The sequence below is a fragment of the Viridibacillus soli genome, from assembly GCF_016612995.1.
GTDB classification, from domain to species: domain Bacteria; phylum Bacillota; class Bacilli; order Bacillales_A; family Planococcaceae; genus Viridibacillus; species Viridibacillus soli.
This window is the reverse complement of the sequence record NZ_JAEOAH010000005.1, coordinates 110,251-133,971: the sequence shown is the minus strand read 5'-3', so window position 1 is coordinate 133,971 and position 23,721 is coordinate 110,251. Positions and strand designations below refer to the sequence as shown.

Genomic DNA, 23,721 nt, shown 5'->3' with positions numbered 1-23,721 from the left:
GGTAAAGCTGTGTCAAGGAAAGAAAAAGGTTTATCTGGTAAACAAAAAGCAGCGCTCCTGTTAATATCACTAGGGCCAGAAGTGTCTGCGGCGGTATACAAACACTTAAGCGAAGAAGAAATTGAACGTTTAACGTTAGAAATTTCAGGAGTGAAAAAAGTAGAACCGGGAATAAAAGAGGAAATTATTGAAGAGTTTCATAATATTGCGCTTGCACAAGATTACATCTCTCAAGGTGGTATCGGCTATGCGAAAACAGTATTAGAAAAAGCTCTTGGATCAGATCAGGCTCAAACGATTATTAATCGCTTAACATCGTCCCTACAAGTGAGACCATTTGATTTTGCGAGACGTACAGATCCTGCTCAAATTTTTAACTTTATTCAAAACGAACATCCGCAAACAATTGCGTTAATTCTTTCTTATTTAGAGCCACAACAAGCGGGAACTATCCTATCATCTTTACCCCAAGAGGTACAAGCTGACATTGCAAAACGTATTGCAATGATGGATTCAACGTCACCAGAAGTTATTAGTGAAATTGAATCTGTATTAGAACGTAAATTATCATCGACTGTGACACAAGATTACACTGAAACTGGCGGCGTAGATGCAGTTGTAGAAGTGCTTAATGGTGTCGATAGACAAACAGAAAAAACAATATTGGACGCACTCGAAATCCAAGATCCAGAGCTTGCAGAAGAAATCAAAAAGCGTATGTTTGTTTTCGAAGATATTGTTACGCTGGATAACCGTTCAATCCAACGTGTTATACGTGACTGTGAAAATGAAGATTTACTACTAGCAATGAAGATTTCAAGTGAAGAAGTAAAAGAAATAATCTTCAAAAATATGTCTCAACGTATGGCTGAGACTTTTAGAGAAGAGATGGCAGTAATGGGACCTGTGCGACTAAGAGATGTTGAAGATGCACAAATGAGAATTGTTGCAGTGACACGTCGCTTGGAAGATGCAGGTGAAATCATAATCGCTCGTGGTGGAGGAGATGAAGTCATTGTCTAGAATCATTCGATTCGATGATCCTCTATCATCCAAAGAGAAAATTAGAACAATTGAAATACGTGAGTTCAGGTTGCCGAATAATAACGAAGAAATTATTGAAGATTTTTCACTAGAAGAAGTCTTAGCTGAACGAGATCGTATCATAACCGAAGCACATGCTGAAATCGCCGTACAACAACAACAGTTTGCGGCGCATTGTGAAGAGCAACAAGAGAAACTTAATGTTGCTAAAGAGCAATGGGAACAAGACAAGCTAACACTCCAACAACAAGCTTATGATGAAGCTTTTCAACAGGGATTAGAAGAAGGGCGTTTGAAAGCTGAAGACAATATGTCAGAAGCCATTCAATCAGCTAATGAAACAATTGTCAGCTCAAAAGAAACTGTACGTCAGTATTTAGAGAGTCAAGAAAGAGTCATCTTAGAATTGGCAATGAATGCAGCAACACGTATTTTAGGAACAGCTTTGGAAGAAAATGAAGAATTATATTTGAGTGTGATCCGTCGAGGCTTAAAAGAAGCAAGAGAAATGAAGGAAATCAAGCTTTATGTTTCACTTGGCTTTCATAAATTAGTCTCTGACCATCGAGAAGAGTTAGCTTCTATTTTCCCAGTGGATGTACCATTTATGATCTTCGTTAACGAAGAATTAAATGATACGGATGGCTATATCGAAACAAATCATGGCAGAATCGTTGTGAGTATCGATGAACAGCTTAATGAATTACGATTAAAACTAATAGAAATATTAGAAAGCGTGGATCAGAAATGATGAAAGCGTCGCAGTTAATTGAGCAAATCCCATCAGTACAAACATTTAAAAAGTACGGCCGCATAACGAAAGTGGTTGGCTTAATGATTGAGTCGCAGGGGCCTGAAAGCTCTATCGGTGATGTTTGTAAAATACATGTACAATCTGCTAAGCATGGTCATACAGAGATTTTGGCAGAGGTGGTCGGTTTTAAAGATGAAATCGTAGTCCTTATGCCGTTTACATCGATTAGAGAAATTTCGATAGGATGCTTAGTCGAAGGAACGGGTTCCCCACTAGAAGTACAAGTGGGTCCAGAACTCATTGGTAAAGTATTGGACTCAATGGGCAAGCCCATTGATGGCCATAGTTTACCAAAAGGTCTTGCTACTGTGCAAACAGAGGAAAATCCACCAAACCCATTAACTAGACCGCCAATAAATGAAACACTTGAAGTTGGCGTAAAAGCAATTGATGGCATGTTAACAGTTGGTAATGGCCAACGTGTGGGTATATTCGCCGGTTCTGGTGTCGGGAAAAGTACACTACTTGGTATGATTGCTCGTAATACAGAAGCTGATTTAAATGTCATCGCACTTATTGGAGAGCGTGGTCGTGAGGTTCGTGAATTCATTGAACGAGATCTTGGGCCAGAAGGCTTGAAGCGCTCAATCGTTGTTGCAGCAACATCTGATCAACCTGCTCTGATGCGTATCAAAGGGGCATTTACAGCAACGGCTATTGCAGAGTATTTCAGAAATAGAGGTCTAAACGTCATGCTTATGATGGACTCAGTTACCCGGGTTGCTATGGCGCAACGTGAAATTGGCTTAGCAGTTGGTGAACCACCAGCAACGAGAGGTTATACACCGTCTGTATTCTCCATATTGCCGAAGTTACTGGAGCGAACAGGGACAAATGAACATGGCTCCATTACAGCGTTTTATACTGTTTTAGTAGACGGTGATGATATGAATGAGCCAATTGCAGATACTGTTCGAGGGATTTTAGATGGTCACATTGTACTCGATCGTACATTAGCGAATAAAGGACAATATCCAGCTATTAATGTTCTAAAAAGTGTTAGTCGTTTGATGAATCATATCGTTTCTAAAGAGCATGTAAAAGCTGCAGAACGGTTGAGAGAACTTTATTATACGTACAATAAATCAGAAGACTTGATTAATATAGGTGCGTATAAGCGGGGAACTTCAAAAGAAATTGATGAAGCAATCCATTATGAGCCATTGATTACAGCATTTTTGAAACAAGGGTATTTAGACAATGTCAGCATGCAGGATAGTGTGAATGAATTAGTCAAATTATCGAATGGTGGTGGGCTATAATTGAGCGCATATACATATCGCTTTGAAAAAGTAATGACAGTGAAAGAGCAAGAAAAGAATGAAACTGAAATTGCTTACAAAGAATCTGTCAGAGTTTTTGAAGAAACGGCAACCAAACTTTATAATTTGCTGAAGAAAAAGGAAGACTTAATCGATTTCCAACAAGAACGAATGACTACGGGCTCCAGCATTGATGAAATTCATCATTACTCAAGATTTATAGATAGTCTTGAAAAAACAATTGCAGATGCACAGCAAAAGGTTATTCAAGCCCGTTCTAAAATGGATTGGCATGAACAGAAGTTGCTAGAAAAGACATTGGAGTTTCGAAAATATGAAAAAATGAAAGAAAAAGATATTGAAACGTTCAAAGAAGAGCAAGAACGACTAGAAACAATTCGACTAGATGAATTATCATCAGTCGCATATTACAACAAAGAAATCAGGTGAAGGCATGGCGAAAAAAAGTTTGGAGCGTACAAAGGCTCCTGAAACAAAAGCACTAAGTACGTTTCAAAAGCTATTTTATTGGGTAATTATACCATTACTATTTACAACTGCCGTTCTCCTGATCATTGCGCACTTATACAACGTTAATGTGTTTGAAAAAGCAAAAGAATGGACTAGTGGTACATCCCTAAGTTCTAACGAAAAAGCGTCAAATGCGGAAGATACAAAAGAAAATGCGAAGCAAGTAGTGAATTTGAAAGCACAGATTAAGGAAAAAGAAGCACAAATTGCGCAATTACAAGGGCAAATTGACGACTCCAAAAACGAGAAATCTAAGCTGGTTATTGAACAAGATCGCCTAATAGCTGAAATTGATAAGCTAGAAAAGGGTAAAACAGAAACGCAAAAAGAGTTCAGTAGCATTGTTTCGACATTTGAAAAAATGACACCAAAAGCAGCAGCTCCAGTTATTGTGAAAATGAGTGATTCAGAGGCAATTAAAATTTTATCAAGTTTAAAACCTGAAACGCTGGCGAAAGTGTTAGAGAAAATGCCTGCAAAAGATGCGGCACGTTATACAGAGTTATTAGCTAAATAAAGCTAACACCACTTGAAGTTGAGAGGAGGTGAAAAAGTGAACATCGATTCAGTAACAGTGGTAGCACCAAATGCTAGTAACCAGTCAAATAGCCAAACAGCAAGCGCTTCTAATGCTAATTTTTCGGAGTATTTATCGTCTTCAAAAAAGCCAACGAAGCCAGAAATAAATTCATCCACAGATAACACAAAACAAAACAATGTAGATCAGTCAATAGGGGAAGCCACAATCAACATCAATCGATTCTCTATTGATTTATCTAGAGGTTTAGAAGGTCTACTTGGACAAGTGATGAATAGTACGAAAGACAAAGAGCAAGTACCGTCACAAGCAATTCCCTTAGACGATATGTCTAACATACTTGGTGCAAACTCATTGACAGATTTAAGTAAACTACTTAATATCTCAATCGATGAAACTGAATTAAGTTCAGAAGGCATCTCACTAGAAAAGCTTGCAGAAGTGTTAGGACTTAATGCTGAAGATCTACAAGCAGCTATTGAAAAGTTAACAGGTGATGATATTAAGGCGAAAGACGTTTGGGATTTACTATCGGGTATTGATCAAAATGCCTTTGCATTTATGCAAAACTTGATTTCTTCTTTAAACGGAGACAAGAATGCAACTGTTTCTCAGTCTCAAGCTTCAGGAGTTTTACAATTTTTAAAACTAGTCGAACTTGCAGCACCTAAAACGGATTTAGTGTTAAACCAAGAATTACAAGTGTTCCAAGTGAAAGAATGGATGGCTACAGTATCTACAAAGGTAGAGCAACTTATGACGCAAGTTACGAACAACCAATTGTCTCTTGCTAAATCAAAAGATGCACCACCACTAATGGTTAACTTAACTGATGCTAGTGCAAATGAGAATGTCACATCAACTGCCGCCCAAACAAAAGGAACAGCAAACACAACTGTGACAATAACATTACCAACAAACAAAGCATCTCAAGCGGAAACCTTTGTCAAGGAGTTCCAAGCAATTATGAATCGTAGCCAAACATCAAGTGCACAAGGTATGACTAAACTTTTAATCAAATTGTATCCTGAAAATTTAGGTACAATACGTGTAGAATTAGTGCAAAAAGACGGTGTTATGACAGCTAGATTACTTGCTTCAACAGCACTAGGTAAAGAAATGCTTGATAGTCAATTACACTCGTTGAAACAAGGCTTAGTAAACCAAAATATTCAACTTGATCGTATTGATATCACACAAGCGCTAAGTGATGCAAACCGCCAAGAAAAAGGCCAACATCAATTCAATCAAGCATTTAAGCAACAAGCACAAGACCAAGATGACAAAAACAAAGAAGAGCAAGAAGATACTCGTACGTTTAACGATTATTTAACGGAAATGGAGGTATAAGTTTATGGCAGATGCAACGAAAATTGGAGATAAAAAGAGTGTTTTAGATGAATATAATATTGGCAATAAACCATCTAACCAAAAGCAAACAGGTAACTCTCCATTGGGAAAAGATGCATTCTTAAAATTGCTAATTACACAATTACAAAATCAGGATCCAACAAACCCAATGGATGATAAACAGTTTATTGCGCAAATGGCTCAATTCTCTTCTCTTGAACAAATGACAAATATGACAACTGCATTAGAAGAATTAACTCAAGTACAGCAACAAAGTCAATTAATTCAATTTAACTCTTTTATCGGTAAAGATATTAAATGGCATGAGCTCACAACTGAAAAAGATGAAAATGGAAAACCTATTGTTAATGAAGGAACTGGTACCGTTGTCCGCGTTAAGTACAATGGAGAGAGTGTTATTTTCGTACTAGCAGATGGTAAAGAATTAACACCTTCGAATATTTCTGAAGTGATTAATAGTGGTGATAGTGGTACTGGGGGTTCGCTAGTAGAAGCGAGTATGTTAATCGGTAAAAATGTTGCGTACAAAGTTAGCGAGGATAAAGAAGACGAAGATGGCGAAGCGATAGACGAAGTAACTAATGAAGCGACTGTCCAATCTGTTACTAAAAAAGATGGCCAAATCAAATATATCCTTAGTAACGGTGTGGAAATAACAGCTGATCAAATATTGTCCATTTCTCAATAAGGTTTAATGATGGATAAATTAAGATTTCAGCAACATATACAACCGCTTAAGCCAACATTACGACAACAAGCAGCTACAAGGCCAAACGTTTCTACTAATCAACAATCTTTTAGGCAGGCTTTACAAGAGGTAACAGATGTACAACAGTTAAAAGTTAGCAAACATGCATCAGTCAGGCTAAGTGAACGGAACATCCATATTAGTGAATCCCAATGGCAACGAATTACAGAAAAAGTATTCGAAGCACGCGCTAAAGGAGTAAATGATTCACTAGTATTAACAGAGCAAGCAGCACTTATTGTTAGTGCAAAAAATGCCACAGTTATTACAGCGATGGATCGTAATGAAGCAAAAGATCAGCTATTCACCAAAATAGACGGCACAATTGTGCTGACATAAGGCAGGACCTCTTAAGGGTGCCTTAGTACTGCCAAATGACAGAAGCAGTACACTTTAAAATCGAAGGGAGAAAATTAAGTTATGCTACGTTCTATGTATTCAGGCATCAGTGGTCTTAAAAATTTCCAAACAAAATTAGATGTTATCGGTAATAATATCGCCAATGTTAACACTATTGGGTTCAAAAAAGGACGTGTTGTGTTCAAGGATTTGATGTCACAAACAGCTGCAGGTGCTTCAGGTTCAACAGCTAGAAATGGTGGTACAAACCCAAAACAAATTGGATTAGGTGCACAAATCGCAACTATTGACACAATACACGGACAAGGTTCATCTCAATTTACTGGGCGTGTATTGGATATGGCAATTGATGGTGATGGGTTCTTTATTGTTGCTGATTCTATTGCTGCACCGCCTGCATCTGGAGGAGCTCCTGGTGGATTAACCAACGAAAAGTATACTCGTAATGGAGTCTTTTACATGGATAACCATGGTTATTTAGTAAACGGCGATGGTAAATATGTATTTGGTTTTTCTGAGGGTGCAAAAAATGGTAGTGTAGGGACGGTGTCTGCACCAAATTATGGTGAATTAGGAACTGAAACAACGCCTAAATCGAAAATTGGACCAATTCGTATCCCAACTGATGCGACTAACATTAATATAGGTTCTGACGGAACAGTTTCGTATACAAATAGTGAAGGTAAATTGAATTTTGCTGGTCAACTTGTATTAGCTAAATTTCCTAATACTGGAGGTTTGCTGAAAGAGGGTAGTAATTATTATACTCCTACTTCAAACTCTGGTAAGGCTTTTTACGGTTATGGTGGTTCGAGTGGTGTAGGGAAAACTCTTTCTAGCACAATTGAAATGTCAAACGTGGATCTGTCAGAAGAGTTCACTGAAATGATTGTAGCGCAACGTGGTTTCCAGGCAAATACACGTATTATCACAACGTCTGATGAAATTTTACAAGAGCTTGTTAATTTAAAACGATAAGTTTTAGCTAAAAGAATTTTCATTAAAAGGAGGGGGCTGGGTCGGCTCTCTGGACTCGGCCCTTATTTCCTATGATTATAGTAACTAAATTAAATGGTAAACCGTTCTCATTAAATGCTTTATACATAGAATCGGTCGAGGAGTTTCCTGATACGACGATTACGTTAACGACCGGGCGAAAATATGTTGTATTAGAGACTGAGAAAGAAGTGAGGAAACGTATGATTGCTTTTTATCACAGTGTACAGCTCCTATCAAACCCGCACTTAAGAGGTGAAGAAGATGAAGAATAACAAGCTTTTAACCATTATGTTGATTATTTTAGTTTCGATTACACTAGTAGGTGTGGTCGCATTAGTAACTGTGAATAAATGGGATAAAGGAAGCGCCAAAGAGCCGAATATCGATGATATCATCGAAGCTTCTGTAGATGTTCCTGAATTGACAACGAACCTTGTAGGAACGAATTTTGTGAAAATTTCATTAAAAATCCAAACAGATAGCAAAAAAGCTGCTGAAGAAATCGGCAAACGTGACTTCCAAGTGAAAAGTATTGTCATTGAAGAAATGTCTGAAATGACAAAAGAAGATTTAGAAGGAAAAAAAGGCAAGAAAATGCTTAAGAATACGTTAAAAACAAGATTCAACGAACTAATGCAAGACGGTGAGGTACAAGAAGTTTATATTACCTCCTACATCATGCCGTAAATTAATTATTTTGAAATGGAGGTGGGCGAATGGCAGGAGATGTGTTATCCCAGTCCGAAATTGATGCGCTTTTATCGGCGTTATCAACGGGTGAGATGACGGCTGACGATATTATGAAAGATGAAGGCGCTAGAAAAGTTAAAGTTTATGATTTTAAACGCGCCCTTCGTTTTTCAAAAGATCAAATCCGAAGTTTGACCCGAATACATGAAAACTTTGCACGCCTTTTAACAACATTTTTCTCAGCTCAACTTAGAACTTATGTGCAAATTACTGTAGCATCCGTGGATCAGATTCCATTTGAAGAGTTCATTCGTTCAATTCCGAATATGACGCTCATAAATGTATTTGAAGTACCACCTTTAGACGGTAATATCCTAATGGAAATTAATCCTAACATTGCGTACTCCATGTTAGATCGTTTAATGGGTGGATCAGGTGCAAGTCATAGTAACGTTGATAACTTGACTGAAATCGAGACAAAAATTATGACAAATTTATTTGAACGCTCATTCGATAACTTACGTGAAGCATGGGTTAACATCGCCGATATCGATCCGATGTTATCAGAGCTTGAAGTAAATCCACAGTTCTTACAAATGATTTCACCAAATGAAACAGTTGTAGTTATTTCGTTCAATTCAATCATTGGTGAAACAAGTGGCATGATCAATATTTGTATCCCACATGTCGTGTTAGAGCCAATCGTACCGAACTTATCTGTTCGCTATTGGATGCAATCTAACAAGAAAGAAGTTTCACCAGAACAAACAGCCATTCTCGAAAATAGTGTAAAACAATCTGCTTTACCGGTTGTAGCAGAACTAGGCAATGCCGAAATTACAATCGAAGACTTCCTTCTATTGTTGCAAGGTGATGTTATCCAATTGGATCAGAAAATTAGCCAGCCACTCACATTGACAGTTGGCGATATACCTAAATTTACTGTTCAGCCAGGGAAGTTAAAAAAACAAATGGCTGTGCAAGTTATTGAGTCTTTGAAAGGAGGAGATGAAGTTGATGAGTGATGAAATGTTATCACAAGAAGAAATTGAAGCCCTATTAAGAGGCGAATCTCCCGAACCAGAAAGTAAGTCGTCTTCTCGAGTAGAGTATAAAGTGGAAGATTATTTAGATGCGTTATCTCAAGATGCCCTAGGAGAGATTGGTAATATCTCTTTCGGTAGTTCAGCAACAGCGTTGTCATCGTTATTAGGTCAAAAAGTTGATATAACAACACCGACAATTAGCATGATTAATCGCGATAATTTAGAGGAGGAGTTTCCTCATCCGTATGTAGCGATTCAAGTTGAATATACGACTGGTCTTATGGGAATGAACCTGTTAGTCATTAAACAATCCGATGCAGCAATTATTGCTGATTTAATGCTAGGTGGGGACGGCGCTAGTCCTGCAGATGAACTTGGCGAAATTCACTTAAGTGCCGTACAAGAGGCTATGAACCAAATGATGGGTTCTGCTGCAACATCTATGTCTACTATCTTTAATAAAAAAGTGGATATCTCGCCGCCATCAATCGATTTAATGAATATTTCAAAAAATGAAGGTAGAGATAATATTCCTGAGGAAGATTTACTCGTTAAAGTTTCCTTCCGTTTGAAGATTGGTACATTAATTGATTCAGATATTATGCAACTACTTCCACTAGAATTCAGTCAGAAATTAGTAGATCAACTAATGAATCAAGAGGGTGAAGAAGTTGCTGTAACGATAGAGCCAACGCCTGCTCCACAAGCAGCGTCAGTGCAACAAGTACCAGTGCAACAAGCTCCAGTGCAACAAGCTCCGGTAGCTCAACAAGCTCCCGTTCAAGAGCAATCATATCAGCAATCATTTGCAATACCTGAAAGACAAGCGCAATATCAACAGCCTGCAAATGTTCAACAAGCACAATTTGCTAGCTTTGAAAATGCCTCTTTGAAACAGGCAGAAGCAAGAAATTTAAATATGCTACTTGACATACCACTGCAAGTTACTGTTGAATTAGGACGTACGAAGCGTTCCGTTAAGGAGATTTTAGAATTAGCGAGTGGCTCTATTATTGAACTAGATAAACTTGCTGGTGAACCGGTTGATATTCTAGTAAATAGCCGACTCATTGCTAAAGGTGAGGTAGTTGTAATCGACGAAAACTTTGGTGTTCGTATTACAGATATTTTAAGTAAAGCGGAGCGCTTAAACAATCTAAGATAGATATTTATTGGAGGAGTTAAACATGTCTAAACGGATATTAATTGTGGATGACGCAGCTTTCATGCGCATGATGATCAAGGATATTTTGACAAAAAACGGATTTGAAGTTGTAGGAGAAGCTGGAGATGGCGCTCAAGCTATTGAGAAATTCAACGAATTGAAACCAGATTTAGTAACAATGGATATTACTATGCCTGAAATGGATGGTATCGCCGCTTTAAAAGCGATTAAAGAAAAACATCCAAGTGCGATTGTTATCATGTGTTCAGCAATGGGCCAACAAGCCATGGTAATTGATGCAATTCAAGCTGGTGCAAAAGACTTTATAGTAAAACCTTTCCAAGCTGACCGTGTTATCGAAGCGATCCAAAAAGCGTTAGGTTGATCATAATGTTCTACAAAGGTTTATTGAAACTAATGTTGTGTGCATCGATATTTACAATTGCATTTATCATTCCTATGCAAAACCCGACGCCAACTTTTGCTGAGTCGGGAGGCATGGTTGATGAATGCTATGATAAAGACAAAGATGCATGCAAAGAGGATTCACCGACAGCTGTCAATCACAACAATCCATCGACAGCTGTCGGTTTGTCTCCATGGGAATATATTAAAATGGTGTTAGCTCTTATCTTTGTTGTCGCACTATTATATGGAATGTTAAAATTCGTCAATAGTCGCAACCAAAAATATCAACATAATCAAATGATGCAAAATTTAGGCGGATTATCTTTAGGCCAACAGAAATCGGTGCAGCTCTTAAAAGTAGGAGATTCGCTCTATTTAGTTGGTGTAGGTGAAGATGTACATATTCTTAAGGAAATCTCAGGTGAGGCCGAAAAAGAGCGCCTAATGACCTTATATAACGATAAACAGGAGTTTTCTAATCAAGTTCCATATATGGCTGAGATTTTTACTAGTTTAAAAGAGAAAGTACGTCGTAGATCTAAAACAGAAGACAAATCAAAAGATGAATTCAAAGACTTATTCCAACAAAAAATCTCGAAAATAAAAACTGAACGTAGTAAAGATTTGAACGAGTGGAAGCAGAAGGAGAGCGATAAAGAATGAGTGATTTAGTTAATTATTTCTCAGACAGTAATCCATCCAACGTTTCTACTTCTGTAAAAATGATGTTGATGTTAACAGTACTTTCATTAGCGCCAAGTATATTAATACTTATGACATCCTTCACAAGGATCGTGATTGTACTATCATTCGTACGTACAGCTCTTGCTACACAACAAATGCCTCCAAACCAAGTAATCGTGGGATTGGCGCTATTTTTAACATTTTTCATAATGGCACCAACATTCCAAGATGTGAATAAAGAAGCATTACAACCGCTTTTTGAAGAAAAAATCACATTGGATGAAGCCTATGACAAGGCAAGCGGACCATTTAAAGACTTTATGAGTAAGCATACGAGACAAAAGGATTTAGATTTATTTTTAAAATATTCTGGTGCAGAACGTCCTGAAACAATTCAGGATATTCCATTAACTACTTTAGTACCTGCATATGCGTTAAGTGAAATAAAAACCGCTTTCCAAATTGGCTTCATGATTTTCATCCCATTCCTTGTTATTGATATGATTGTAGCAAGTGTATTAATGTCTATGGGGATGATGATGTTACCACCGGTTATGATTTCACTACCGTTTAAAATCCTATTATTTGTTCTTGTAGATGGCTGGTATCTTGTAATGAAATCATTGCTGCAAAGCTTTTAGGGGATGAATCAATATGACAGGTGAAATGGTCATTTCAGTTGCAGAACGCGCGATAACGGTCGTCCTACTAACTTCAGGGCCTTTACTACTAATCGCTTTAATTACTGGTCTAGCAGTCAGTATTTTCCAAGCGACAACACAAATTCAAGAGCAAACGCTTGCCTTTGTGCCGAAAATTGTAGCAGTTCTAGTCGGACTTGTATTTTTTGGACCTTGGATGCTTTCGCAAGTGACTTCATATGCAACAGATATATTTGAAAATTTACTCCGGTATATAGGGTGATTGAATGGAAGAGCTAGTTCCTAAAGTAACGGTGTTCCTTCTCATTCTTGTGCGGATTTCAGCATTTTTTATTACGGTACCATTGTTTTCTTATAAAACAATCCCGACAAAAGTGCGACTCACTTTGGCAACAGTACTTGCATGGATGATGTATTACACAATTGACGTTACTCCTTTGGAAGTAAATGGGGAATACATATTATTAGTTATGAAAGAAGCGATGGTTGGTTTAACAATCGGTTTAATCGCTTATATGATTATGTCTGCTATTCAAATAGCAGGGAGTTTTATAGACTTCCAGATGGGTTTTGCAATTGCTAACATAATTGATCCACAAACAGGCGCGCAAAGTCCTTTGTTAGGTCAGTTCTTTAATACGCTTGCAATGCTCGTGCTATTAGGTATTAATGGTCATCATATGTTGCTAGACGGTATTTATTATAGTTATGATTACTTACCGATTGGTGCAATGTGGCCATCCTTTGGTTCTGAAGGCTCTACTGAATTTATTATTAAAATGTTTGCAACTGTTTTCGGTATCGCATTCCAAATGTCTATTCCGATTGTTGCGACATTATTCCTAGTTGATATTGCGCTTGGGATTACGGCGAGAACAGTTCCACAATTGAATATTTTTGTGGTCGGTTTTCCAATTAAAATTGGCGTTAGTTTCCTTGTACTTGTAACAATGATGGGCGTAATGGTCGCAGTAATTCAAAGATTATTTAATATAATGATCGTTAGTATGCGTGACTTTATGGTTCTAATAGGTGGTGGGTAAGATGCAATATATTCGTCTTGACTTACAATTTTTTGCGGGAGAAAAAACTGAAAAAGCAACACCGAAGAAAAGACAAGATGCCCGAAAAAAAGGTCAAGTATTAAAAAGTCAGGATGTTACGAGTGCACTTGTCCTATTATCTGTGTTTTTGTTTATGTTATTTGGTGCTGCTTCAATGCGAGACAGCATTATGAATTTTTTTAAGCAAACATTCAGTCATTACATGCTAGTTGAAACGATTTCAATCGGCTCCGTAATGGAAGTGTATAAAGAAGTAATGATAGAAATGGCTTTTGTCTTATTACCAATTATGGTGATTGCCGTTATCGCAAGTCTTGCAGGTAACTTCTTTCAATTTGGGCTACTGTTCACAACAGAGCCATTAAAATTCGATTTGAAAAAGCTAGATCCGATTAAAGGTTTGAAGCGAATGTTCTCCATGAAAGCGATTATTGAACTGTTAAAATCGGTATTGAAGATTTCTTTTATCGGTACAGTTACAACGGTTATTTTAATGATGAATATTGATGATGTATTGAGCTTGTCATTTAAATCACCGTGGGTTTCATTAATTACTGTAGCAAAATTAACGGTAATTATGGGTATAGCTGCTTCTATCACTTTGTTTTGTGTCGCGATTTTAGACTTTTTCTATCAGAAGTATGATTATGAAAAAAACTTAAAAATGTCCAAACAGGATATTAAAGATGAATATAAAAACTCTGATGGTGACCCCCTCATCAAATCGAAAATTAAGCAACGTCAACGTGAAATGGCCATGCGTCGAATGATGTCAGAAGTGCCAAAAGCGGACGTTGTTATTACAAACCCAACGCATTATGCGATTGCTCTTCAATATGATGAGGATAGTATGGATGCACCTAAAGTGGTGGCTAAGGGAACGGATTTTATCGCACAAAAGATTAAATTAATTGCCAAAGAAAATGATGTCGTCATGGTAGAAAATCGACCTTTAGCAAGAGCCATGTACGACCAGGTTGAAATTGGAGGCCGCATCCCAGATGAGTTTTTCAAAGCGGTCGCAGAAGTGTTAGCTTATGTCTATCGCATTAAACGTAAAATTTAAAGTTTTTAACAGGAGGGACAAACATGAAGATTCGTGACATAGGGGTATTATCGGCAGTAATTATGATTGTAGCGATGCTCGTAATTCCTCTACCTCCATGGCTTATTAGCTTTTTGATTATTGTAAACCTAACATTAGCATTACTCGTTTTGTTAACATCTATGAATATGAATGAGGCATTACAATTCTCGATATTCCCAACGTTATTACTACTATTAACTTTGTTTCGTTTAGGGTTGAATGTCTCTACAACTCGTGCAATTTTAAGTGGTGGCGATGCTGGTACTGTTGTTGAAACGTTCGGGACATTCGTTGTTGGTGGTAATATACTTGTTGGTTTAGTAGTGTTCGTTATTTTAGTAATCATCAACTTTATCGTTATAACTAAAGGTTCTGAACGTGTATCTGAAGTAGCTGCTCGATTTACTTTAGACGCCATGCCAGGTAAGCAAATGGCGATTGATGCAGATTTAAATGCGGGTTTAATATCAGAAACTGATGCACGTGAAAGACGTGAAAAAGTAAGTGGAGAAGCCGATTTCTATGGAGCGATGGACGGGGCGACTAAATTCGTAAAAGGGGACGCTATTGCTGGTATTATTATCGTTATTATTAACTTATTAGTCGGTGTTCTTATCGGTGTTGTCCAAATGGGTTTAGAATTTAGTGAGGCTATTCATTTATTCTCTACTTTAACAGTAGGTGACGGCTTAGTGTCTCAAATTCCAGCGCTGATCATTTCGACAGCAACAGGTATCGTTGTGACGAGAGCAGCTTCAAAAGGAAACCTAAGCTCTGATATTGTCGGTCAATTATTAGCAGATCCAAAAGCGATTTATATTGCTGCTGGTACAGTGGCATTACTAGGTTTAGTAACGCCAATCGAATTAATCTTTACATTACCGATAGCCATTGGTTTGGCGCTTGTTGCCTTTAATATGAGCAAACAAAAACAAGAAGAGATTGAAGATTTACAGGAAATAGAAGAAGAGGTTACAACAGATAATATGAAGAGTCCAGAAAATGTTGTCAATCTATTGAATGTTGATCCAATTGAATTTGAATTTGGTTATGGTTTGATTCCTTTGGTGGACGCAGCACAGGGCGGTGACTTATTAGACCGTGTTGTTATGATTCGACGTCAACTTGCACTTGAACTAGGTATTGTTATCCCAGTTGTACGTATCCGAGATAACATTCAGCTGCAGCCAAATGAATATCGTATCAAAATTAAAGGCAACGAGCTTGCACATGGTGAACTTTTACTAGATCACTATTTAGCAATGAGTCCTGGTGATGATGATACGATTGAAGGAATTGACACAGTAGAACCATCATTTGGTCTACCTGCAAAATGGATTACTGAGCAAGTGAAAGAAGAAGCAGAAATGTTAGGTTACACTGTAGTCGATCCGCCGAGTGTTGTATCGACCCACTTAACAGAAATTATCCGTGCCAATGCTTCTGATTTACTTGGTCGTCAAGAAACAAAACAGTTAATCGATCATTTACGAGAAACAGCGCCAATCTTAGTAGAAGAATTAACGCCAACGCCATTATCGATTGGTGAAATTCAAAAAGTATTGGCTAAATTGTTGGAAGAGAGTGTTTCGGTTCGAAATCTACCAATTATTTTCGAAACATTAGCAGACTATTCGAAGTTAACATCTGATGTAGATGTCTTAACCGAATATGTGCGCCAAGCGCTTGCTCGTCAAATTACCGCACAGCATGCAGGAAATCAACCAGAGTTAAAAGTTCTAACCGTAGCTGCTAAAGTGGAAAAAATGATTGCAGATAGCATCCAACAAACGGATCATGGAAACTATTTAGCGATGGATCCACAAGATTCTCAAGCGATACTAGAATCTATTGCGAGAGAAATAGAACGAATTGCATTCTTTGAACAATCACCTGTGATATTAAGTTCACCAGCAGTTCGAATGTACTTGCGACAATTGACGGATAGATATTTTCCTCAGATTCCAATTCTTTCGTATAATGAACTAGAAGCATCAATTGAGATTCAAAGTGTTGGGGTGGTGAATGTGGAATGAAAATGAAAAAATACGTAGAGCCGTCAATGCCAGCCGCAATGAAAAAAGTTCGTGCTGATTTTGGCGAAGATGCTGTCATTGTTAATTCAAAAGTAGTGTATTCAAAAGGGTTTTTAGGCCTATTTAAAAAGAAAAGCATTGAAGTTGTAGCAGGGCTAGATCGCGCAGAGGTAAGAGAATCTGCGCCTCTCCTCGCTCCAACCCAAGTTGATCCTATTTTTGACAATCATATTCAAACAGAACAAAATTCTGAAGAAATCAAAAAAGAAATTGCGCATTTGAAAGTGCTTATGCAATCAATGCAGCGATACTCTGTAGGGTCAAAATATCCAGATGAACTCTTACCTCTTATTGAACAATTAGAGCAACAGGAGCTAAATCAAGAGCTCGTCACACTTATTGGTGATGAGCTTTTTGCAGTTATGAAAAGTAACAAAGAAGATTTATCGCAAGAGGAGCTACTCAATCAAGCGAAAAAGTCATTTATCGCTAAAATGGAGCAACTTCCTTTCGGTGGCATTTCTTATGAAAAAAAATATATTAATGTACTTGGACCAACTGGTGTGGGTAAGACGACGACGATTGCAAAAATGGCCGCAAGAGCAGTGCTTGAAAAGAAACAAAAAATCGGCTTCATTACGACAGATACGTACCGAATTGGAGCGATCGAGCAGTTAAAAACATATGCAAATTTACTACAAGCACCTGTAGAAATCGTCTACAACAAGCAAGATTATGAACAAGCACTCGCAAAATTCGAGCATTTAGATTTAATTTTTATTGATACAGCTGGACGTAACTACAAAGAAGTTAAGTATGTGGAAGATGTAAAGGCCCTAATCGATTTCGACAAAAACATGGAAAGCTTTTTAGTCCTATCAATGACATCAAAAGAACGTGACATGGAAGCAATTATTCAACAATTTTTGGCCTTCCCTATTGCTAAATTAATATTTACTAAGCTTGATGAAACAAATTCTATTGGCTCAATGATTAATTTAATGGTTAAATATAATAAAGGACTTGCTTACTATACTACTGGTCAAGAAGTACCAGAAGATATTGAGGAGGCCTCATTTGAAAGTGTAGTTGAATTGTTCTTTCAAGGAGATAAAAAATGAGAGATCAAGCTGAGTCTTTAAGAATGCATATGTTACGTAGCCAAGGGTTGATAGGGAAATCTATTGCGGTTGTTAGTGGTAAAGGTGGTGTTGGGAAAAGTAATTTCACAACCAATTTTTCTAATACTTTAGCCTCCCATGGGAAAAAGGTTATCATTGTCGATATGGATATAGGGATGGGTAATATCCATATTTTATTAGGCGAAAGTGCCAGGAAAAGTTTAAAGAACTATTTGCAGGGAGAATGTACGTTACAAGAGGTTACTTTTGAGGGCCCTAATGGTTTGAAATATATTTCTGGTGGTACAGGTATGGTAGGTCTTATGGAATGGTCCGAAAGAATGTTTAATCGATTAATAGAAGCATTTGAAGAGTTACAAAAATCTTTCGATTATATATTATTCGACATGGGTGCAGGGGCAACGAATTGGTCTTTAGATTTATTAGTTGCTGTAGAAGACATTATCGTCGTCTCTACAACTGAACCAACATCCATTACTGATGCCTACTCTATGATGAAATATATTCATTACAAAGACCCGGACAAAAATTTTTATCTACTTTGTAATCGTACGATGGATCAAGATGAAGGACTTGATGCTCTTAGACGCTTAAGTCATGCTATGTCACGATTTTTGGCCAAAGATGTAATTTTATTAGGGTCGTTACCTGAAGATCCACTCGTAAGACAAGCTGTTCGCAAACAAGTTCCTTTTTCAATTTTATTTCCGAATGCACCTATAACAAAAACGTTACGAGAAATAACTGATCGTTATATGCAAGGTTGCATTGAAGAAGTGCATGCACCGGCTCAAACGAATAAGTTTTTGTCTAAATTAAAAAGTATTTTTTCGAAAGGTCGTGATTAGTTGAACATTTCTCAACAAAAAAAGTTACTCATCGTTGATGACTCCGCTTTTATGAGGAAGCTCATCTCAGATTTTTTTACGGATAATACTAAAGTGCAAGTTGTTGGCACAGCTCGTAACGGTAATGATGCTTTACGAAAGATAAAAATTCTAAAGCCTGATGTCGTGACTATGGATATTGAAATGCCAGAAATGAATGGTTTAGAGGCACTAAAAAAAATCATGGCAGAATCTCCGGTACCTGTTGTTATGCTGTCCAGCATGACAGAGCGGGGTGCTAATTCAACTTTAGATGCTATGGCGAATGGTGCAGTGGATTTTATAGCGAAGCCAAGTGGAACGATTTCACTTGATTTACATAAAGTCAAAGAAGATCTTGTATTTAAGGTTGAACAAGCCGCGAATGTCCAAGTATCCAAACTGCGTAATTCGAGCGTCAAACCTAGTACAGCACCTACATCCATAGTGACAGGACAACAGAGTGATACAAGGTTTTCGACAAGAAGGATACCGAGAATACAACGACAGGAAAGAAATACTGAAATGGCTGTTACTAACGTAAAATCAGAATGGTCAGCGCAGTCTAAAAAAATGGTACTTATCGGTACTTCTACAGGTGGGCCACGAGCTTTGCAAGAGGTTCTTACTAGAATACCAGCAACTATTAAGGCGCCAATATTAGTTGTCCAGCACATGCCCGCTGGTTTTACAAAGTCACTTTCCAATCGTTTGAATCAGCTAGCGAAAATCACAGTGAAAGAAGCTGAAAATGGCGATGTTTTACAAGATGGTGTCGCCTACATAGCACCTGGTGGTTATCATATGAAGCTCCGGAAGATAGGGATGACTTATGGTATCTTACTGGACGATCAGGAACCGCCACGCGGAGGACATAGGCCATCTGTCGACGTACTCTTTGAAGATAATAGTCAGTTTAATGAGATCGACAAAGTAGCTGTCATTATGACAGGAATGGGTGCTGATGGAAAAAAAGGCTTAATCCAATTAAAGAATACTGGAAAAGTTATTGCCATTACTGAATCTGCCAATACATGTATTGTGTATGGAATGCCAAAGGCGGCTTTCGAAACCGGCTTAGTTGATGAAGTAGCGGATGTAGATGATATTGCAGAAACGATAATGAAATATTTGCCTTAAAGGGGGGCCTTTCGATGGATACGAATCAATATTTAGAAGTGTTTATTGACGAAAGTAAAGAGCATCTTCAATCTTGTAGTGAAAGTCTACTTGAATTAGAAAAAAATCCAGAAAATTTAGCAATTGTGAATGATATTTTCCGTAATGCCCATACGTTAAAAGGTATGTCAGCAACAATGGGCTTCGAAGATTTAGCAGATTTAACGCATAAAATGGAAAATGTTTTAGATGCAATCCGTAACGATAAAATAAAGGTAACACCAGAAATTTTGGATGTCGTATTTGAATCAGTAGACCATCTTGAAGAGATGGTAAATGACATTGCAAGTGGTGGAGACGGTAAAAAAGATGTTATTGCAACAGTTGAGCTACTGAAGAAAATTGAATTAGGTGAAGCGCTAAATAGTTCTGTTCAAAATAATGAAGTAGCTGCTACAACGAATGTAGAAGCAGCGGCACTACTAGAATATGATGATTTTGAACTAACCGTTATTCAACAATCACAAGAGCAAGATTTCATGACATATGAAATTGCAGTTCATCTTCGTGAAGATTGTTTATTAAAAGCTGCACGTGTTTATATGGTCTTTGAATTACTAGAAAAAATGGGTGATGTTATTAAATCGTCCCCGTCAGTTGATAAGCTAGAAGAAGAGCAATTTGATAATGATTTCTATATTGCTTTTGTTACAAAAGAACCGGCTGAAGACATCGAAAAAAAATTATTAAAAGTATCTGAAGTAGATCGTGTAATTGTGCAATCAATTGACCATCAAGCCTTAGCAAAAGCAATGCATGGACCGACAGAGCAAGCACAAGTTGAACAGGTCGTTTTAGAACAACCACAGCAAGAAGTGGTGAAAATAGCTCCAGCAGATGCTCCTGCTGCCAAGAAAGCACCTGCTAAAAACGGCGCTGGCCATGCAACTAGTAAAACAATTCGTGTGAATATCGAACGTTTGGATATTTTAATGAATCTGTTTGAAGAGTTAGTGATCGATCGTGGGCGTTTACAATCAATCGCTTCAGAATTAAATCATAGCGAATTAAACGAAACGGTTGAAAGAATGTCCCGAATTTCTGGTGACCTTCAAAATATTATTTTAACTATGCGCATGGTACCAGTTGAAACTGTATTTAACCGTTTCCCGAAAATGGTGCGTCAGTTAACACGTGAATTAAACAAAAAAGTAAATTTAGAAATTATCGGAGCTGAAACGGAATTAGACCGTACAGTAATCGATGAAATCGGTGATCCACTTGTTCATTTAATTCGAAACGGTTTAGATCATGGTGTTGAAAGCCCTGAAGTACGTCGTGCAAAAGGCAAACCAGAGGAAGGTACAATCGTTCTTCGTGCATACCATAGCGGTAATCATGTCTTTATTGAATTAGAAGATGACGGAGCAGGAATTAACCGTGAAAAAGTTCTCTCTAAAGCAATATCTAAAGGTGTCGTATCAAAAGAAGTTGCTGCATCTATGACAGATAACCAGGTCAATGAATTGATTTTATCATCAGGATTCTCAACAGCAGACGTTATTTCAGACGTGTCAGGCCGTGGTGTAGGGCTAGATGTCGTTAAGTCAACAATCGAATCTTTAGGCGGTAACATTACAATCGAATCGACTGAAGGCAAAGGTTCATTATTCTCAATCCAATTACCATTAACATTATCGATCATTTCAGTGATGCTTGTGGAAATTGAAAAAGAAATATATGCAATTCCTTTATCTTCAATAATCGAAACATCGATTATTCGCTCATCAGATATTATGAATGCGCATAATCAAAAAGTAATTGATTTCCGCGGTAAAGTTGTGCCACTAGTATTTTTAGAAGAAATCTTTGAAGTACCTCGCAACGAAACGGCTGATGATGAATTCCATTCAGTAGTCATTGTTCGTAAAGGTGAAAAAATGGCAGGATTAGTTGTTGATTCATTCATTGGTCAACAAGAAATCGTCTTGAAAGCATTAGGAAACTATTTAACAAATGTCTTTGCAATTTCAGGTGCAACGATCCTTGGTAACGGAAAAGTTGCTTTAATCGTTGATTGTAACGCGCTTATTAAATAATGAAATGGTAGAAAGAGGTGTAAATGATGGCAAATACGCTCGATGTAGAAAGCTTGAAAGTAATTGTTTTTCAATTAGCAGATAAAGAATACGCAATTCCTGTTAATCAAGTGCAAGGAATTGAAAAAACAATGCATATTACACGTGTTCCAAAAACACCGCGATACGTGAAAGGTGTTATCAACTTACGAGGTGTCGTAACGCCGATCATTGATTTACGCGAACGCTTTGACTTAAATACTTCAGGAGATAATGACAGTACAAGAATTATCATTATTTCATTGGATGAAATGGAAGTAGGATTCATCGTAGATGCAGCAAATGATGTAATGGATATTCCGAAAGAATCGATTGAACCACAGCCAGAAGTTGTTGGTTCATTGGAAGAAGAGTTCATATCAGGTGTTGCAAAAGTCGGTAAACGCCTTCTTATTTTGCTTCATTTAGACAAAGTACTAAATACGTTAAAGTAAAGAAAGGTATGGACGACCTATGACATTTCATAATAAAATCACGTCACTACATTTAGATGTCTTGAAAGAGATTGGGAACATCGGGGCAGCGCATGCTGCTACAGCTCTTTCATCCTTATTAAATACGAAAATAGATATGCGTGTACCGAAAGTTGAAATGGTGTCATTTAATGACATGATGGAAAGAGGCGGCGGTGCTGAAAAAGTAGTCGCTGGCATCTACTTACGAATTGAAGGAGATGCACAAGGTGGCATGTTCTTTATTCTACCTATCGAACAAGCTAATCACTTTATTCAAAAATTAATAAGAGATGACGACTTTGATTTTCGGAAATCGCCTGTTTCAGAATTAGGTTTATCCGCAATGCAAGAACTTGGTAATATCTTATCTGGTTCATATTTGTCAGCACTCTCAGATTTTACTGGTTTGAAAATTTATCCGACCCCACCTGCGTTAAGTGTAGATATGTTTGGTGCTATTATTAGTTTTGGATTAATCGAAGTATCTCAAGTGAGCGATCATGTTATTGTGATTGATACTACGATTTATGAAGAACATATGGGAGATACAGAAACGGTTCGAGGGCATTTCTTCTTATTGCCGGACCCAGACTCCTTTGAATCTATTTTTAGATCATTAGGAGTTTCCTAATATGATTGGTAGTGTTGGGGTAGTTAAAGTCGGGATTGCTCAAATGGACGTGGCAAAAGCACCGGATAGAATTAGAACATCCGGATTAGGTTCTTGTGTGGGGGTAGTATTGTATGATGAATCAAAACAGGTAGCGGGCTTAATTCACGTTATGCTGCCAGATTCTCAGCTTGGTAGATCAGATTCAATTAATGTGGCGAAATTTGCCGATACAGGTATTCCGGCAATGATTGATCAGTTAAAGCAAGAAGGAATACAACCTTTTAAGCTAAAAGCAAAAATAGCTGGAGGAGCGCAAATGTTCCAATTCACATCAAGCAGAGACTCCATGAGAATTGGCCCACGTAATGTAGAAGCAGTAAAGTTGCAGTTAAAAAAATTCTCAATACCACTTATTGCGGAAGAGATAGGTGGAAGTAGCGGTCGAACAATTGAATTTGATCCGCAAACTGCCAAATTAAATATTCGAACAGTAAACCAAGGAGTGAAAGATATATGATGGTTGGCTCGATATTATGGAACTGTTGGGCTGCTTTGATTGGATTTTCAATTTACTTTTTTATGACATTCCAATCACCTAAGACGCCAACGACGATATTAACTAACTCATTTATTATTGCTGTAGTCATTTTTTTAGTTGTATTCTTAGTGCGTTTTGTCATTGCATTTGTGTTTTTTACACCACAATCAGAGGCTGCAGCTTCGGAAGAGACCGCGCTTACTGAAGATGGACAAATAAAGAATATACAACAAACAAATGAACAACTGGCAGTTCAAACAAATAATAACAAAATTGAAGAAACCGCAGAAGAAGTAGCGAAAGCAGTTCAATCAATGATGTTAGAAGATATTAAATAATCA

The 23,721-nt window shown here is 37.5% G+C and carries 28 protein-coding genes; all 28 read left to right on the top strand.

Going from position 1 to position 23,721, the window contains the following annotated elements; genetic code table 11:
• Positions 1-9 precede the first annotated feature (9 nt).
• The 28 genes from fliG (at position 10) to JFL43_RS05735 (ending at position 23,718) form a co-directional block, all read left to right on the top strand.
• Positions 10-1,023 carry a flagellar motor switch protein FliG gene (gene fliG / locus JFL43_RS05870; protein WP_100796477.1) on the top strand — a complete coding sequence of 338 codons (1,014 nt, stop codon included), beginning with the start codon at positions 10-12 and terminating at the stop codon, positions 1,021-1,023.
• The gene (locus JFL43_RS05865) at positions 1,007-1,795 is read left to right on the top strand and encodes a FliH/SctL family protein (protein ID WP_200748291.1); all 789 of its coding nucleotides are present in this window, start codon (positions 1,007-1,009) and stop codon (positions 1,793-1,795) included. Before fliG ends, JFL43_RS05865 begins: the two co-directional genes overlap by 17 nt.
• Positions 1,795-3,120 (top strand): flagellar protein export ATPase FliI, encoded by a 1,326-nt coding sequence (gene fliI, locus JFL43_RS05860; protein ID WP_100798158.1) that lies wholly within the window; start codon positions 1,795-1,797, stop codon positions 3,118-3,120. The genes JFL43_RS05865 and fliI overlap by 1 nt, the downstream gene beginning before the upstream one ends.
• Positions 3,121-3,570, top strand: a complete 450-nt coding sequence (fliJ, locus tag JFL43_RS05855) for a flagellar export protein FliJ (protein WP_100796479.1) — start codon at positions 3,121-3,123, stop codon at positions 3,568-3,570.
• A gap of 4 nt (positions 3,571-3,574) precedes the next feature.
• Positions 3,575-4,168 (top strand): MotE family protein, encoded by a 594-nt coding sequence (locus JFL43_RS05850; RefSeq protein ID WP_100796480.1) that lies wholly within the window; start codon positions 3,575-3,577, stop codon positions 4,166-4,168.
• Between the two features lie 36 nt (positions 4,169-4,204).
• Positions 4,205-5,539 carry a flagellar hook-length control protein FliK gene (locus JFL43_RS23155; protein ID WP_200748290.1) on the top strand — a complete coding sequence of 445 codons (1,335 nt, stop codon included), beginning with the start codon at positions 4,205-4,207 and terminating at the stop codon, positions 5,537-5,539.
• Positions 5,540-5,543: 4 nt separating this feature from the next.
• Positions 5,544-6,248 carry a flagellar hook assembly protein FlgD gene (gene flgD, locus JFL43_RS05840; protein ID WP_200748289.1) on the top strand — a complete coding sequence of 235 codons (705 nt, stop codon included), beginning with the start codon at positions 5,544-5,546 and terminating at the stop codon, positions 6,246-6,248.
• Positions 6,249-6,257: 9 nt separating this feature from the next.
• Positions 6,258-6,647 carry a TIGR02530 family flagellar biosynthesis protein gene (locus JFL43_RS05835; RefSeq protein WP_200748288.1) on the top strand — a complete coding sequence of 130 codons (390 nt, stop codon included), beginning with the start codon at positions 6,258-6,260 and terminating at the stop codon, positions 6,645-6,647.
• An 81-nt stretch (positions 6,648-6,728) separates the two neighbouring features.
• Entirely contained in the window at positions 6,729-7,646 is a 918-nt protein-coding gene (flgG, locus tag JFL43_RS05830) for a flagellar basal body rod protein FlgG (protein ID WP_200748287.1), read from the top strand.
• Positions 7,647-7,717: 71 nt separating this feature from the next.
• A complete protein-coding gene (locus JFL43_RS05825; RefSeq protein WP_100796485.1) occupies positions 7,718-7,939 on the top strand; it encodes a flagellar FlbD family protein in 222 nt (73 codons plus the stop codon).
• The gene (fliL, locus tag JFL43_RS05820) at positions 7,929-8,354 is read left to right on the top strand and encodes a flagellar basal body-associated protein FliL (RefSeq protein ID WP_100796486.1); all 426 of its coding nucleotides are present in this window, start codon (positions 7,929-7,931) and stop codon (positions 8,352-8,354) included. Before JFL43_RS05825 ends, fliL begins: the two co-directional genes overlap by 11 nt.
• 29 nt (positions 8,355-8,383) lie before the next feature.
• Positions 8,384-9,382 carry a flagellar motor switch protein FliM gene (fliM, locus tag JFL43_RS05815; protein WP_200748286.1) on the top strand — a complete coding sequence of 333 codons (999 nt, stop codon included), beginning with the start codon at positions 8,384-8,386 and terminating at the stop codon, positions 9,380-9,382.
• The gene (gene fliY / locus JFL43_RS05810) at positions 9,375-10,568 is read left to right on the top strand and encodes a flagellar motor switch phosphatase FliY (RefSeq protein WP_200748363.1); all 1,194 of its coding nucleotides are present in this window, start codon (positions 9,375-9,377) and stop codon (positions 10,566-10,568) included. Before fliM ends, fliY begins: the two co-directional genes overlap by 8 nt.
• A gap of 22 nt (positions 10,569-10,590) precedes the next feature.
• Positions 10,591-10,953, top strand: a complete 363-nt coding sequence (locus JFL43_RS05805) for a response regulator (protein ID WP_100796489.1) — start codon at positions 10,591-10,593, stop codon at positions 10,951-10,953.
• A 5-nt stretch (positions 10,954-10,958) separates the two neighbouring features.
• The gene (locus JFL43_RS05800) at positions 10,959-11,639 is read left to right on the top strand and encodes a flagellar biosynthetic protein FliO (RefSeq protein ID WP_200748285.1); all 681 of its coding nucleotides are present in this window, start codon (positions 10,959-10,961) and stop codon (positions 11,637-11,639) included.
• The gene (gene fliP, locus JFL43_RS05795) at positions 11,636-12,301 is read left to right on the top strand and encodes a flagellar type III secretion system pore protein FliP (protein WP_100796491.1); all 666 of its coding nucleotides are present in this window, start codon (positions 11,636-11,638) and stop codon (positions 12,299-12,301) included. The genes JFL43_RS05800 and fliP overlap by 4 nt, the downstream gene beginning before the upstream one ends.
• Before the next feature lie 13 nt (positions 12,302-12,314).
• Positions 12,315-12,584 carry a flagellar biosynthesis protein FliQ gene (fliQ, locus tag JFL43_RS05790; protein ID WP_100796492.1) on the top strand — a complete coding sequence of 90 codons (270 nt, stop codon included), beginning with the start codon at positions 12,315-12,317 and terminating at the stop codon, positions 12,582-12,584.
• A gap of 4 nt (positions 12,585-12,588) precedes the next feature.
• Positions 12,589-13,365, top strand: a complete 777-nt coding sequence (gene fliR, locus JFL43_RS05785; protein WP_100796493.1) for a flagellar biosynthetic protein FliR — start codon at positions 12,589-12,591, stop codon at positions 13,363-13,365.
• 1 nt (position 13,366) lies between these two features.
• Positions 13,367-14,452 (top strand): flagellar biosynthesis protein FlhB, encoded by a 1,086-nt coding sequence (flhB, locus tag JFL43_RS05780; RefSeq protein ID WP_200748284.1) that lies wholly within the window; start codon positions 13,367-13,369, stop codon positions 14,450-14,452.
• 23 nt (positions 14,453-14,475) lie between these two features.
• The gene (gene flhA / locus JFL43_RS05775) at positions 14,476-16,509 is read left to right on the top strand and encodes a flagellar biosynthesis protein FlhA (RefSeq protein ID WP_200748283.1); all 2,034 of its coding nucleotides are present in this window, start codon (positions 14,476-14,478) and stop codon (positions 16,507-16,509) included.
• On the top strand, positions 16,506-17,630 hold the full coding sequence (flhF, locus tag JFL43_RS05770) for a flagellar biosynthesis protein FlhF (RefSeq protein ID WP_200748282.1): 1,125 nt from the start codon (positions 16,506-16,508) through the stop codon (positions 17,628-17,630). The genes flhA and flhF overlap by 4 nt, the downstream gene beginning before the upstream one ends.
• On the top strand, positions 17,627-18,499 hold the full coding sequence (locus tag JFL43_RS05765; RefSeq protein WP_200748281.1) for a MinD/ParA family protein: 873 nt from the start codon (positions 17,627-17,629) through the stop codon (positions 18,497-18,499). Before flhF ends, JFL43_RS05765 begins: the two co-directional genes overlap by 4 nt.
• 51 nt (positions 18,500-18,550) lie before the next feature.
• A complete protein-coding gene (locus JFL43_RS05760; RefSeq protein ID WP_234447630.1) occupies positions 18,551-19,657 on the top strand; it encodes a protein-glutamate methylesterase/protein-glutamine glutaminase in 1,107 nt (368 codons plus the stop codon).
• 14 nt (positions 19,658-19,671) lie between these two features.
• Positions 19,672-21,735, top strand: a complete 2,064-nt coding sequence (locus tag JFL43_RS05755; protein WP_200748279.1) for a chemotaxis protein CheA — start codon at positions 19,672-19,674, stop codon at positions 21,733-21,735.
• Positions 21,736-21,761: 26 nt separating this feature from the next.
• Positions 21,762-22,208 carry a chemotaxis protein CheW gene (locus JFL43_RS05750; RefSeq protein WP_200748362.1) on the top strand — a complete coding sequence of 149 codons (447 nt, stop codon included), beginning with the start codon at positions 21,762-21,764 and terminating at the stop codon, positions 22,206-22,208.
• 19 nt (positions 22,209-22,227) lie between these two features.
• The gene (locus JFL43_RS05745; protein WP_100796501.1) at positions 22,228-22,860 is read left to right on the top strand and encodes a chemotaxis protein CheC; all 633 of its coding nucleotides are present in this window, start codon (positions 22,228-22,230) and stop codon (positions 22,858-22,860) included.
• A gap of 1 nt (position 22,861) precedes the next feature.
• Entirely contained in the window at positions 22,862-23,359 is a 498-nt protein-coding gene (locus JFL43_RS05740; RefSeq protein ID WP_200748278.1) for a chemotaxis protein CheD, read from the top strand.
• Positions 23,356-23,718 (top strand): hypothetical protein, encoded by a 363-nt coding sequence (locus JFL43_RS05735; protein WP_100796503.1) that lies wholly within the window; start codon positions 23,356-23,358, stop codon positions 23,716-23,718. The genes JFL43_RS05740 and JFL43_RS05735 overlap by 4 nt, the downstream gene beginning before the upstream one ends.
• Positions 23,719-23,721 lie beyond the last annotated feature (3 nt).

Excerpts from the sequence above, each read along its gene's own strand:
- JFL43_RS05865 (WP_200748291.1), top strand. The coding sequence starts at position 1,007 with ATGAAGTCATTGTCTAGAATCATTCGATTCGATGATCCTCTATCATCC.
- fliI (WP_100798158.1), top strand. The coding sequence starts at position 1,795 with ATGAAAGCGTCGCAGTTAATTGAGCAAATCCCATCAGTACAAACATTT.
- JFL43_RS05850 (WP_100796480.1), top strand. The coding sequence starts at position 3,575 with ATGGCGAAAAAAAGTTTGGAGCGTACAAAGGCTCCTGAAACAAAAGCA.
- flgD (WP_200748289.1), top strand. The coding sequence starts at position 5,544 with ATGGCAGATGCAACGAAAATTGGAGATAAAAAGAGTGTTTTAGATGAA.
- JFL43_RS05835 (WP_200748288.1), top strand. The coding sequence starts at position 6,258 with ATGGATAAATTAAGATTTCAGCAACATATACAACCGCTTAAGCCAACA.
- flgG (WP_200748287.1), top strand. The coding sequence starts at position 6,729 with ATGCTACGTTCTATGTATTCAGGCATCAGTGGTCTTAAAAATTTCCAA.
- JFL43_RS05825 (WP_100796485.1), top strand. The coding sequence starts at position 7,718 with ATGATTATAGTAACTAAATTAAATGGTAAACCGTTCTCATTAAATGCT.
- fliL (WP_100796486.1), top strand. The coding sequence starts at position 7,929 with ATGAAGAATAACAAGCTTTTAACCATTATGTTGATTATTTTAGTTTCG.
- fliM (WP_200748286.1), top strand. The coding sequence starts at position 8,384 with ATGGCAGGAGATGTGTTATCCCAGTCCGAAATTGATGCGCTTTTATCG.
- fliY (WP_200748363.1), top strand. The coding sequence starts at position 9,375 with ATGAGTGATGAAATGTTATCACAAGAAGAAATTGAAGCCCTATTAAGA.
- JFL43_RS05805 (WP_100796489.1), top strand. The coding sequence starts at position 10,591 with ATGTCTAAACGGATATTAATTGTGGATGACGCAGCTTTCATGCGCATG.
- JFL43_RS05800 (WP_200748285.1), top strand. The coding sequence starts at position 10,959 with ATGTTCTACAAAGGTTTATTGAAACTAATGTTGTGTGCATCGATATTT.
- fliP (WP_100796491.1), top strand. The coding sequence starts at position 11,636 with ATGAGTGATTTAGTTAATTATTTCTCAGACAGTAATCCATCCAACGTT.
- fliQ (WP_100796492.1), top strand. The coding sequence starts at position 12,315 with ATGACAGGTGAAATGGTCATTTCAGTTGCAGAACGCGCGATAACGGTC.
- fliR (WP_100796493.1), top strand. The coding sequence starts at position 12,589 with ATGGAAGAGCTAGTTCCTAAAGTAACGGTGTTCCTTCTCATTCTTGTG.
- flhB (WP_200748284.1), top strand. The coding sequence starts at position 13,367 with ATGCAATATATTCGTCTTGACTTACAATTTTTTGCGGGAGAAAAAACT.
- flhA (WP_200748283.1), top strand. The coding sequence starts at position 14,476 with ATGAAGATTCGTGACATAGGGGTATTATCGGCAGTAATTATGATTGTA.
- flhF (WP_200748282.1), top strand. The coding sequence starts at position 16,506 with ATGAAAATGAAAAAATACGTAGAGCCGTCAATGCCAGCCGCAATGAAA.
- JFL43_RS05765 (WP_200748281.1), top strand. The coding sequence starts at position 17,627 with ATGAGAGATCAAGCTGAGTCTTTAAGAATGCATATGTTACGTAGCCAA.
- JFL43_RS05760 (WP_234447630.1), top strand. The coding sequence starts at position 18,551 with ATGAGGAAGCTCATCTCAGATTTTTTTACGGATAATACTAAAGTGCAA.
- JFL43_RS05755 (WP_200748279.1), top strand. The coding sequence starts at position 19,672 with ATGGATACGAATCAATATTTAGAAGTGTTTATTGACGAAAGTAAAGAG.
- JFL43_RS05750 (WP_200748362.1), top strand. The coding sequence starts at position 21,762 with ATGGCAAATACGCTCGATGTAGAAAGCTTGAAAGTAATTGTTTTTCAA.
- JFL43_RS05745 (WP_100796501.1), top strand. The coding sequence starts at position 22,228 with ATGACATTTCATAATAAAATCACGTCACTACATTTAGATGTCTTGAAA.
- JFL43_RS05740 (WP_200748278.1), top strand. The coding sequence starts at position 22,862 with ATGATTGGTAGTGTTGGGGTAGTTAAAGTCGGGATTGCTCAAATGGAC.
- JFL43_RS05735 (WP_100796503.1), top strand. The coding sequence starts at position 23,356 with ATGATGGTTGGCTCGATATTATGGAACTGTTGGGCTGCTTTGATTGGA.